10 protein-coding genes and 4 pseudogenes are annotated in these 11136 nt (G+C 38.2%); 7 read left to right on the forward strand and 7 right to left on the reverse strand.

Going from position 1 to position 11136, the window contains the following annotated elements; translation table 11 throughout:
- Nucleotides 1-922: 922 nt before the first annotated feature.
- A complete protein-coding gene (gene trxA, locus V7L29_RS32795) occupies nucleotides 923-1240 on the forward strand; it encodes a thioredoxin (RefSeq protein ID WP_334693159.1) in 318 nt (105 codons plus the stop codon).
- 155 nt (nucleotides 1241-1395) lie between these two features.
- On the opposite strand, the gene V7L29_RS32800 is transcribed toward trxA, so the two are convergent.
- The 3 genes and pseudogenes from V7L29_RS32800 to V7L29_RS32810 all read right to left on the reverse strand — a co-directional run.
- Nucleotides 1396-3315, reverse strand: coding sequence for an iron uptake porin (locus V7L29_RS32800; protein ID WP_334738112.1), 1920 nt, complete (start codon nucleotides 3313-3315; stop codon nucleotides 1396-1398).
- Nucleotides 3316-3864: 549 nt separating this feature from the next.
- Complete coding sequence (locus V7L29_RS32805) at nucleotides 3865-4377, reverse strand: hypothetical protein (RefSeq protein ID WP_334693157.1); 513 nt, start codon at nucleotides 4375-4377, stop codon at nucleotides 3865-3867.
- A 184-nt stretch (nucleotides 4378-4561) separates the two neighbouring features.
- Nucleotides 4562-4830, reverse strand: a pseudogene (locus V7L29_RS32810) (undecaprenyl diphosphate synthase family protein); the annotation flags it as partial.
- Between the two features lie 26 nt (nucleotides 4831-4856).
- On the opposite strand from V7L29_RS32810, the gene V7L29_RS32815 reads away from it, so the two are divergent.
- Nucleotides 4857-5729 carry a GNAT family N-acetyltransferase gene (locus tag V7L29_RS32815; RefSeq protein ID WP_334738113.1) on the forward strand — a complete coding sequence of 291 codons (873 nt, stop codon included), beginning with the start codon at nucleotides 4857-4859 and terminating at the stop codon, nucleotides 5727-5729.
- Nucleotides 5730-5734: 5 nt separating this feature from the next.
- Here the strand turns inward: V7L29_RS32815 and V7L29_RS32820 are convergent.
- Nucleotides 5735-6077: pseudogene (locus V7L29_RS32820) on the reverse strand (ferritin-like domain-containing protein); the annotation flags it as partial.
- 23 nt (nucleotides 6078-6100) lie between these two features.
- Between V7L29_RS32820 and V7L29_RS32825 the strand changes: the two are divergent.
- Together V7L29_RS32825 and V7L29_RS32830 are read left to right on the forward strand one after the other, a co-directional pair.
- Nucleotides 6101-6340 carry a hypothetical protein gene (locus V7L29_RS32825; RefSeq protein WP_334738114.1) on the forward strand — a complete coding sequence of 80 codons (240 nt, stop codon included), beginning with the start codon at nucleotides 6101-6103 and terminating at the stop codon, nucleotides 6338-6340.
- Complete coding sequence (locus V7L29_RS32830; protein WP_334738115.1) at nucleotides 6337-6750, forward strand: putative toxin-antitoxin system toxin component, PIN family; 414 nt, start codon at nucleotides 6337-6339, stop codon at nucleotides 6748-6750. The genes V7L29_RS32825 and V7L29_RS32830 overlap by 4 nt, the downstream gene beginning before the upstream one ends.
- A gap of 51 nt (nucleotides 6751-6801) precedes the next feature.
- On the opposite strand, the pseudogene V7L29_RS32835 reads toward V7L29_RS32830, so the two are convergent.
- A pseudogene (locus V7L29_RS32835) lies at nucleotides 6802-7276 on the reverse strand (four helix bundle protein).
- 84 nt (nucleotides 7277-7360) lie between these two features.
- Between V7L29_RS32835 and V7L29_RS32840 the strand changes: the two are divergent.
- Nucleotides 7361-8152: pseudogene (locus V7L29_RS32840) on the forward strand (ISLre2-like element ISCst1 family transposase); the annotation flags it as partial.
- Nucleotides 8153-8737: 585 nt separating this feature from the next.
- Here V7L29_RS32840 and V7L29_RS32845 read toward each other — a convergent pair.
- The gene (locus V7L29_RS32845; protein ID WP_334738116.1) at nucleotides 8738-9064 is read right to left on the reverse strand and encodes a hypothetical protein; all 327 of its coding nucleotides are present in this window, start codon (nucleotides 9062-9064) and stop codon (nucleotides 8738-8740) included.
- Nucleotides 9065-9235: 171 nt separating this feature from the next.
- Here V7L29_RS32845 and V7L29_RS32850 point away from each other — a divergent pair, with 171 nt between their 5' ends.
- On the forward strand, nucleotides 9236-9892 hold the full coding sequence (locus V7L29_RS32850; protein ID WP_334693152.1) for a DUF2301 domain-containing membrane protein: 657 nt from the start codon (nucleotides 9236-9238) through the stop codon (nucleotides 9890-9892).
- Nucleotides 9892-10581 (forward strand): YdcF family protein, encoded by a 690-nt coding sequence (locus V7L29_RS32855; RefSeq protein WP_334693151.1) that lies wholly within the window; start codon nucleotides 9892-9894, stop codon nucleotides 10579-10581. Before V7L29_RS32850 ends, V7L29_RS32855 begins: the two co-directional genes overlap by 1 nt.
- Before the next feature lie 342 nt (nucleotides 10582-10923).
- Here V7L29_RS32855 and V7L29_RS32860 read toward each other — a convergent pair.
- On the reverse strand, nucleotides 10924-11136 hold a 213-nt coding region (locus V7L29_RS32860; RefSeq protein ID WP_442944307.1), incomplete at its 5' end, for a transposase.

Below are 11136 nucleotides of genomic sequence, written 5' to 3' on the forward strand. Positions count from 1 at the left end.
GATGTCACCTTCGGTGAGGATGAATGTCGGATTCGTTCTGTGCACAGCCCACAGAATTTTGCTTTGCTACGTCGCATTGCCCTTAATGCCTTAGAGGTTGTTTGAAAAGGGTCGGCTTGAGCCTCAAGTGCGACTCAGGGGCGCGATCTCAAATCCCAGAGCTCTGATTCTCTCGTGGCAGTTTCTCGGTAGCCAGGGTAGTGAAACACACGCTTTTAGACTTTTCAAACATCCTCTTAGAACGAGACACATCTTTTCGTCGTAGTATTCGCCAAAAATCACGGCGAGCCGCGATGAATGATGTGTATATGGTTTCTGTATTAGTTGCTGCGCTTCCAAACTCAGTCTCTCTACCATAATCCTTTTATCAATGAGGTTTGAGACGCGCTAACCCTGCTAATGGATAAAGTTATACGTCATATTTAGCTAGATATAGCTATGCTGAATCAAACGCGCAAAAATAAAATCCCCGACTTCATAAAAGTTATCGAGAATCTACGGTTTGCAATTCTCATAAATCAAATAAGATTCTTATATAACTCGAATAACAATAATTAACGTTTTACTCTGATTAAATATCTATAGTTATTTCTTTGTAAATAGATGAATAACTTTAAGTAATATATTCGCTTAACTAGATAGACTAGAAAGTGTTGCATCTATAGCCTTCGTAGACATTACTCTTATGAAAGCCTCTATAATGATTTGGTCAATCTTGATAAATTTAAATACATATTTAATCCAGATGCACAACCTAACATAATATACTTATTTTATTATAATTATTTAAGATTTTTGGCTGGCAAATCATTCTAATATTAGCTAATCTAATCTTTTACCTATAAAAACCTATGAACCTATACCGATTTTATTTTTTAAGAACTACTATTGAAACAAACAATTGAAAATCGGTGTGTATCACATGGCAACAAAAAAGCAATTTAACAGTTTTGAAGATATGCTGTCTGCTTCTGACGTACCTGTATTAGTAGATTTTTACGCTGACTGGTGTGGCCCCTGTCAAATGATGGTGCCAATTTTAGAGCAAGTCAATGCCCAACTCAAAGATCGCCTGCGAATTGTCAAAATTGACACAGAAAAATACACAGATTTAGCCAGCCAGTATCAAATTCATGCTCTACCAACCTTAGTACTGTTTAAGCAGGGTCAGCCTGTGGAGCGGATAGAGGGAGTAATGCAAGCACCGCAGTTGGTGCAATATTTACAAACAAAGATTTAAGCTAACACTTAAAATTTTGATTTTGGTTTTTAGAGGCGCGAAATATCGCGTCTCTTTCAAATGTAGCTTGCACTTCGGCCATTCGGTAAGCTTTGTTATCCAATATCAAAATCCCCCAAGAAATTGGGGGATTTTAACTGCCTACTCCCAATCTCTTAAAATGTAAAAGTAGTCCGAAGTACACCTACAGTCGTAGTGTCATTGTTGCTGTTACCTTCTGGGTTAAAGAGAACAAACGCACCAGGGGTAATGCTGATATTATCGCTAACTTGAAGGCGGTAATAGGCTTCTAAATGGTAAGGAGTCGTCCGATTGTCGCCTGTGGGCGTAAGTTGAGCAGCACCACCACTATCACTACGAAAAAGCGGCTGACCAAAAAGAATCCCGGCAGTGTTTCCTGACTTGAATAAATCTCTGAAGTGAATTCCCGCCATCCAACTTGTAAAGGTGGTGGAAGCATCCACGTTATTGGAAGCAGCATCAACAAATATTGCTGCACCGTATCCAGATAATGCTATTTTGGGAGACAATCGCCATGTTACCGTACCGCCAACAGAGTTGAGTGTGAGTGGTGTTCCAACTGCAACCCCTGCTAAAGCACCGATATCACTACTAACTAATCCTGTAGCCAAAATATTGATTTCGTGATAACTGTGGGCATAGTTTAAACCAATATCCAGAGCAGGACTTGGCTTGAAGGTTAACTGTGTGGCAATAATACTACTACCACTAAATAAACCTGCTCCCAAAGGTGTAGTAGAAACTCCTGGTACTGCTTCATTAGCAGATTTTTCGGGTAAATTGGCATTTACACTGCCGTATAAAGCTCTTAAATCAAAATTTGGCGAAATGTTAAAAATAAATCCCGCCGCCGATGCTAAACCAGTACCCGAAGTCCCACCAGAAACCCGTAGCACAGGATTCAAGTTGCCAAAACGAGAAATTGACTCTTGTCCTTCACCATAAAAAGGCGTAATTGCTGGGAAAGCATCTGATGTTTCTGCCGCAGTTCCCGCAAACAAGGTTAATTTATTAGCGACGGGAAAGATATACAGCAATTTGTAAACCTGAATACTGTTTGCACCAACACCCGACAAAGTATTGACATTTAACCCCGGAAATTGCGGCTCAAAACTGGTACGAGCGCTACTTGCACTTAAAAGTGGCGAAGCTAATCCTAAACTTTGTTGCAGGCTACCCTGTCCATCAGCTCCACCCAAAAAGTTATAAGCTTGCAATCCAGTAATTAATGAATCTTTACCAGTAAAGCTAGTGGTGAGATTTAACCGCACTCTATTGACTAGGATGATATTCGGGTCACTCTGATTAGGAGCGCCACCGCTAGCACCAACACCAGCAATAATTGCCTCTCCACTGAGTTTGGTTGTAGTAGAAAACCGATTTGCTTCTAGTTGTGCTGTGCGAGCTTCTACAGCATCTACTCGACCCCGCAATGTTGCCAATTCCGGCGCAAATTGTTCTTGTAGTTTTTGCAACGTGGCTAAATCTTCTTTATTGACCAAATCACCAGTTGCAGTCGCAATCAGTTCGTTGATTCGGTCTAAACAAGCATTTAAGCCAGCAGCAAATTCATAGCGAGTCATCGCCCGATTACCGCGATAGGTTTGATTGGGATAACCTGCGATACAACCATAGCGCTCGACTAAAGATTGGAGTGCCTGAAAAGCCCAATCATTCGGCTGTACATCAGACAATTGCGATACGGATGTTACTTGTGCAAGTTTGTATGAGTTTGGAGATGAACTTACAGGTTGTGGTATGATTGGCTGCCGCAAGTTAACAGCAGAATCTACTCCTATATCTTGAATTTTTTGCTGTTCATTGACTGAGGGTAAGTTTTTTTGGTTCTCATTAACTATCAGCAATTTACTGGAGATGTTATTTGTTAAATCGCTTTGATGAGAATAATTCTTTTCATAGCTGCCATCATCTTGATTAACAGCTACGTTTTTATCTGCAATTTCTAAACTAGGAAGGGCTTGCACAGGTAATAACCCGACAATTAAACATAAAAATCCCATCCCACTAGCAAAAGCTAGTAGATATTTTGCCATGATCACTCCCAACACCTATAAAATAGTGGAAAAATTTATTGCGATTTTAAAATGGATTGATAAGTAAATTTAAAGTAGATTTAGCAAGAGAGTCTTGTTAACTTTAAATTTTTGATATCAGGATTTTTTCTGAATTAACTTACCAAAACATCAGTTTCTATCGCAAGTATTAAATTCTAGTAAATACTATTTTGGGAAAGAATTAACATTACATCATATTGATAATTTCTATAATTACGATAGCAATCCTAAATAGTTTTTGAACAATACATTACGTAAAATGCTTGATTCATAAGCTTTTCAAATTTTCTCTGTTCAAAAATAAAATAGGATTGCTATATTGACAAAATAATAATTAAATAAGTCTGATTTTGTGATATGGAATATAAATATTGAGCCGAGGATTTCGGCTCAGTACCTAACAAAGAATAATTTACTCAAAAAAAATTAAGAGACTGCGATCGCTGCTCAATTTGGGTGCATGCTAAGATCGGGAAGAAAACAGCATATTGTAGTCCACGATTTCTCTGATTGAGATATTTTAAGTATTCAATCCCACCAATAACAAACAATGACCGCATCAGAATATCGGTGAACATCTTCAGCTGATAGGGCCCCTTCCAATCTAGTTCTCAGTCGGCGCTTCAGGCGCAAACTATAATTTTCATTCGTGCCATCACTTATCTCTACGGAGTCAGCTCGCCATTTTTTGCCCAAGTCTAAAAGCTCAGACACTTTTGTGTCTTGGTTCTCTGCAAGGATGTATAGTGTATCGGCAGGATAGGCAATGAAATGGATCATGCTGGTTTCAGGCATGGGACGATAGTTTGCCATTGCAAGGAGGGTATCGACCATACCACCAAAGCTTAAACCGTTTTCATCTGGTGCAAAGATTGGTTTTGTGAACAGAAAGCTTGCCCATAAATTCCTGTGGTTGGAAAGGTCAGTAATCACTTGTTTGCCATCAAACTCATTGAACCGACGCTGCCAAACCAAAGCAGCAAAGAGTTCTTGAGGAGAATAGGATTGAGCAATCGATTGGATTTTGGCTAAGTCAAGCATCGCATTTACGGTAAGTAGTATTTTTAACAATACATTTGTAACTACCCTTGCAGTTTATTTACCCAGCGCCTGTTATTCTTATAGTTACTTCGGTCTGTCATAGCAGATAGATTATCCTCGATAAGGTTTTTTATTTATTAGCGCTCATATACCATCGTGGTAATATGGGTGCTTTTATTTGATCTCAAGTATGTCTGGTGTTTAGTACACTAAGCTGATAGTGAAGGTTTAGTCTACCAAAATAGCGATCGCGTCTTTGGTAGCTCAACAAAGCCTGATAAAATGCTTCTCTATTAAAATCTGGCCAAAGGATATCGGTGAAATACATCTCTGTATACACTATTGCTACAATAGAAAATTACTCAACTGGATCTCACCGCTGGTACGAATTAGCAAATCTGGTTCTGGAGTATCTGCTGTGTAAAGGTGTTGTTCTACAAGACTTTCATTAACGTGAGTTCATTTAAGGAATAAGTAAAATGAGTCAATTAAATGCTGTTGTTCATTCAGTTACTGACAATAATTTCATTATTCGTCAAATGACAATAGACGATTTAAAAATCGCCTTAAGTTGGGCAGAAGCCGAAGGGTGGCATCCAGGAGTTGATGATGCCAATAACTTTTATGTTGCGAATGCAGGTAGTTTTTTGATAGGAGAATTAAATGGCAATCCTATTAGTTCTATAGTGGTGGCTAGATATAGTGAAAGTTTTAATTTTATCGGGCTTTATATTGTTAAGTCAGAATATCGTAAACAAGGATATGGCTTAAAAACTTGGCATGAAGCTTTGAAGTTAATTTCTCATGAATCTGCGGCTTTGGATACGGTTTTAGAACAAGTTAATAATTACAAAAAGTTTGGATTTAAATCTGCTCATTCTCATCTTCGTTATCAAGGTATAATTAACGGGAAAATAGCTGAAGATGTGATTGATTTAAAAACAGTTAATTTTGACCAACTTTGTCGTTATGATAGTCAATATTTTCCGAGTTCTCGTCCTCTATTTCTTAAAACATGGATTAATCAACCAAGTGGTCAAGGCTATGCTGTAGTTAACAATGGGGAATTATTGGGTTATGGAGTTATTAGAAAAGTTAGTGAGGGGTTTAAAATAGGTCCTTTATTTGCGGAAAATAAAGAAATAGCAGAAAAGTTATTTTTTGCTTTATCAACTTATGCTAATGGAAGTCAGATTTATCTAGATGTTCCTGATATTAATCACCAGGCAATTTCTTTAGTTGAAAGTTATAAAATGCAATTGGTGTTTGAATGTGTGCGAATGTACACTGCCAATGAGCCTAGTCTTGATTGGACACATATTTTTGGTGTTACTACTCTTGAAATAGGCTAATTTGGGATTTTGATTAATGCAGGTGTGTGCTGACGTTCTTCCTTTTTCCCACAAACCAAGTTCCAGCAGTTCGCCATCTTCACCGACTGTTCCACCAACAAACCGAGCCATCTGAGGATGCAATTTTTCCAAATACTGCCGACTTGTCTGGGTATAGCTGCGAATCGGGGCTTCGGTGTTCATTGCACCTATCAATATAGATAGAAATACCTCTGCGTCTAAACCGATAATTTGATTGCGATTAATTGTTTGCCAGTCGATGAGTTTCCAAGGACGTGATTGGGGATTGGCAAACTGTGTCGATAAATCTTGCAGACGTTCATGTAGTTTTTCGACTGCAATATATCTGTAGTTGAGTAATAGTATAAACCATGAACGCTTATAAAACATATATCACTATTGAAGATCCAAAGCAGTTAGTATTATCTGATTTACCATTTAAAGCAGGACAGAGGGTTGAAGTGATTATTTTGACAGACGATAATCAAAGGGTTACTTTAGCAGAAGAATTAAAAAAGTTATTCAAAGAAATACAAGCAATACACGCAGATAATCCCTTGACTGATGAAGAAATAGCAGCAGAGATTGAAGCTTATAGACAGGGAGAATGAAAGTTATTATTGATACTAATATTGTAGTCTCTGCTGCTATAGCTGATAAAAATCCAGAGACAGTAATTTTATTTGTGATTGCTAATTCTGCTTTTGAGTGGGTTGTATCGGCAGAGATTATCGCAGAGTATAAGGACGTTTTAAAGCGTCCTCGTTTAAAGTTAACTGAGGCACAATACGAAAGATGGGTTTATTTAATTGATTCAGTTACAACACTAATTGATGTGGATGTGGAGGTTGATTTCCCCAGAGATAGGAAAGATGCAAAGTTCTTAGCTTGTGCCATTGCAGCAGGAGCAGATTTTTTTATTACGGGTAATGCTGATTTTAATGAGGTGCAAACGTTGTTAAACACAACTATTATTTCTCTATCTTTATTTAAAAGGTTAGTTTGTGATGTGAGGGAATAAGCTTCAATCTGGTAGGGTGCGTAAGATAGCGGCATAATACACCGTACAAAACTAAGCGATCGCACTTGCTTTTGTCAGTCGGCTGAAGTCGGCAGTTTGATGTAATGGAGTTGCAAAAGTCGGGAAAAAAGTAGCACTAAAATGTACTTGGTTGTAATTTGCATAAACTTCTCGTCCTACTTCTACATTCATGTAGTTGCATTTGACAGCAAATTCAATCCAAGGAAAGGGTTTCTGCTGCTTCAGCCTGTCTGCGACACGCTTGCCGAACACAATCATTTAATTTAGCGATAAAAGCAGCTTCATAACGCCGTTTTCTCCATGCTTCAGCTAAATTAGCACAAACAGAACGTGATAGCGAAGCGGTAGCGAGTCTTCGAGCGTCGGATCTACGAATTTGATCAGTTAACGAATATCTCTCCTCCACAGGGAACTTCTTTGATAGCTCAAAAATTTTCATTGCCGCTTCAAAGGCAATTTTATAAATCCCCAAATCTTTATGATCTTTGATTGCTTCTTTATTCATTGTTTTACCTCCCCTGCCTCCCCTACTTCCCCTGCCTAAGAACTGCTCTCTTCACCATGATCTCACTTTTTCGCGTTGCTCCCTGGTAGGAGTAAAATTAGGATTAATAAAAAGGAAAGAAAAAATTCCAAAACAAAGCGACATGGATTTATTGGTCAATGGATTGAGCCAAAGTTGTTAACAATTTATGTTGTTGACGGGCAAGGTAAAAAAGTGAATAACTCGGAAATCCCTATTACTAATGATGGTACTTATGATGGATACAAAGCGCTTTTACAGATTTTAGAAGCACATTTAGTTGATTTAGGAATTAGTCAAGCAAAGCAAGTCTTATTAATCGGGGATGGAGCGGAGTGGATCTGGATACATATTCCCCCACTTTTGACACGATTAGGATGCCCAATCGAAACTTATCAACTCTTCGATTTTTATCATGTTACGGAAAATTTAAAAGTATTTGCAGACGCAGCAAATCAAGAAGAAACAGAGTCTAAAAAATGGTTTATAAAAGCCAGAAATACTTTGAAAAAGGGTAATGCTAAATCCTTAATCAGACACATGGATGAGTTAATTGCCGTAGCTACTGGAGAGCGGTGTAAGATTATAGTAGTTAAGTGAAATTATATTTTAGATGCTTATCGTAAAGGGCGTTTAAATTCCGATAAAGCAATAAATAAAAAATTACCTATTGGCAGTGGTGCAATTGAGAGTTTAATCCGCCAAGTTGTAAATTTAAGAATCAAAGGAAACAGTAAATTTTGGTTGAAAGATAATGCAGAAATTATATTACATCTGCGTTGTCAATGGATAGCTGGAAGTTGGGATAATTTTTGTGGTTCTATCTTTAATTCCTTTATCAAACCCCAAACTACTTGATAAATTTTATACTTTAAATCTGTCTTTAATTTCGTTTTTGACATAATTCATACTAAGTATTAAAGACTGATTGCAGATATTTTTATAAATAATCGTCAAATGACTTGCTAGCAATCTTTTTGAGATATTTCATCAAGATAAATTTTTGTGTAAACCAGTATTTTATTTGCAAATAAAATCACCTTGTACCTAAATATAATTTTTAGCGATGGCTACGCCCGCCGTTCGCGTAGCGTCTCGTAGAGAAGGCATCACACCTTTTTTAGCCGACCTCACAAAATCGCATTGCTCCCGATCCTTGCCTGGTAAGAAGATACAAGCCTTATTAGACAAGGTTTTGAGTTGAGCAAGCTTATTATTAATAGTGTCAGATTATTGATAGAGGGACAACGGAAAATCAAGGATTTTAAAAATAATTTTCCGTTCTTTTCTGTCCATTTGATTTCCAACTCGACTTGTGTATACACCGTAGGGTATGAGAGTGAAGCGCGAGTCTAGAAATTGTATTGTGAAAATAGGGTGAGTTTTTAAAAATAAGGTGAAATCACGATACTAATACACTGTTAATACGCAAAGATACGTGTACTAAGCTTCGTCACCTAGCAACAAGATAACGGCTGAAACCCCTATTAGGTGAGCGTAGAAAAAATAATATATGTAAAGCAATGTGAAAAAAAAATGATTGTTAAATTTAAAACGTTCTGTACCGTAATTATTTCGTTGTCCTCTGGCTTCTATCCCGTCAATAGCTGCATAAGCTAGGTCTAATTCATCATCAAACATCTGTCCTGAAATTTCATGAGCGAGGGGAAACCCGTCTTCTTCTAGCAAAGATGCTGCGCGAACAGGGTTGGCTCGACTTTGCGTTTTGCTCCAACTTCTATGCAAGTGGGGTAAACTGGCGTTGGGCACTATACACAACCTAAAAATAAGGGTTTGAGCGCACAGTAGGCAGTGCCTACCCAACAAAATAGTTTAGGGATTGTGACAATAAGTTCGTCTCATTGCCGATAATAATAAAAGTAGCCCTTCAGCAATTTCCCGTTGTACTCTATTAGGAAATCGTAACTAATATTTTTAACTATGACTACGCAAACACTACCTCCACCAGAAGTTTATCAAGGTCAGTTTGGGGAATTTACAATTACTCAAAGTGATCGCACTGGCGTAATTATCTACCGCGCTGGGTTAATGGTAGCAGCACTGAGCTTTGCTATAGGCAGTGCTTTGGTTTTGCTCAACAATAACCCGACTGTTTTTACCGCACTTACACCTCTATATACTTGTTTTAGTCTCGCTCTCGGTGTAAGTTTATTTACCATTCATATTTATATGGCATCACTGCACCGAATGTTGCAAATTTTTTGGGCAATCGGTAGTATAGCATCAGTGATTGTGGCAATCTCTAGTAGTGAACCTTTGGCTCTGACTGTTTACAATCAGCCTATTACCTTATTTGGAGTTGGTTTTATCTTCGTTGCTTTGACAGGTATTTATTTTAAAGAAGCTTTTTGCTTCAATCGTCTGGAAACCAAAGTATTAACCCTAATAGTACCGCTATTGTTGTTAGGACATTTGGTAGGAATTTTACCAACTCAGTGGGAAAGTGTTTTATTAGGAATTTGGGCGATGTTGTTTTTGGTGTTTGCGCTGCGAAAGACAGTGCAAGCAATTCCTGCTGATATTGGAGATAAATCTGTCTTCACCTACTTGAAAGACCAACGTTTAGCCAAGATTTAATGCAGACCAAAAATCGTCGGCGTCAAAATTTTCTAAAAGTAAAACTAATAAAACGCCAAGAAATGTGGACACTTACGGCTCAGGGGTGGGCGATTGCGATCGCTTTGATTGCTTATTTAATATTTTTCACTATTACTCATGTACACTCATTTCTGGCCGTGACTTGCCCGATCAAATCAGCAGAAGTATTGGTTGTTGAAGGATGGCTACCAGATTATGCCATACAACAAGCTTTGACTGAATTTCAAAACGGTTCTTATCGTCTAGTAATTACCACGGGAGGCACAATAGAAAAAGGAAATTATCTTAGCGAATACAAGAACTTTGCAGAAGTGTCAGCTGCCACCTTCAAGAAACTCGGTTTAGAATCGGAGAAGGTGGTAGCTGTTCCAACACCTGTGGTAATTAAGGATCGTAGTTATGCATCTGCTGCCGAATTTAATCGCTGGCTATCTAATTCAAATTTACAGCTACAATCAATTAATCTTTTTTCCTTAGACGTTCACACCCGTAGGAGTTGGTTACTGTTCAAAAAACTACTTACCCCTAACATAAAAGTTGGTGCGATCGCTGGCAAAACACAAGATTATGATCCAAGCAAATGGTGGAATTCTAGCCAAGGCGTGCGGACAATTCTTGATGAAGGTATCGCTTATATTTATGCGCGGTTTTTGAATTGGAAAGCTTAAAAGTGATAAGTTGTAATTCGTAATACTCGCCTTCTCTACCAAACCCAATAAGTCAACGATACCCCCCACAACCGCCTTGATACCCCGTAGCGCGTCTTAAAGTACGGGGTTAATTTTTGCTGATTGAGCGCGATCGCTGAAAGAAGTAAAAAAGGTTGAATTTGCATATAAATACTTACTTTTAAATTTATTAGTCAAAAAAAATACATATAAATTTTGCGCGGCTCCACCCGATTTTTGCATTTGTTGGGACGAGCCGCACTAGTGCTTACCCATTTATTGTAAGTTTGTCCCCAATATTCACTCAGGGTTAGCGCGTCTCAAACCTCATTGACAAAAGGATTATGGTAGAGAGACTGAGTTTGGAAGCGCAGCAACTAATACAGAAACCATATACACATCATTCATCGCGGCTCGCCGTGATTTTTGGCGAATACGACGACGAAAAGATGTTTCTCGTTCTAAGGCATTAAGGGCAATGCGACGTAGCAAAGCAAAATTCTGTGGGCTGTGCACAGAACGAATCCGACATTCATCCTCACCGAAGGTGACATC

This window comes from Nostoc sp., assembly GCF_036916575.1.
GTDB lineage: Bacteria > Cyanobacteriota > Cyanobacteriia > Cyanobacteriales > Nostocaceae > Nostoc.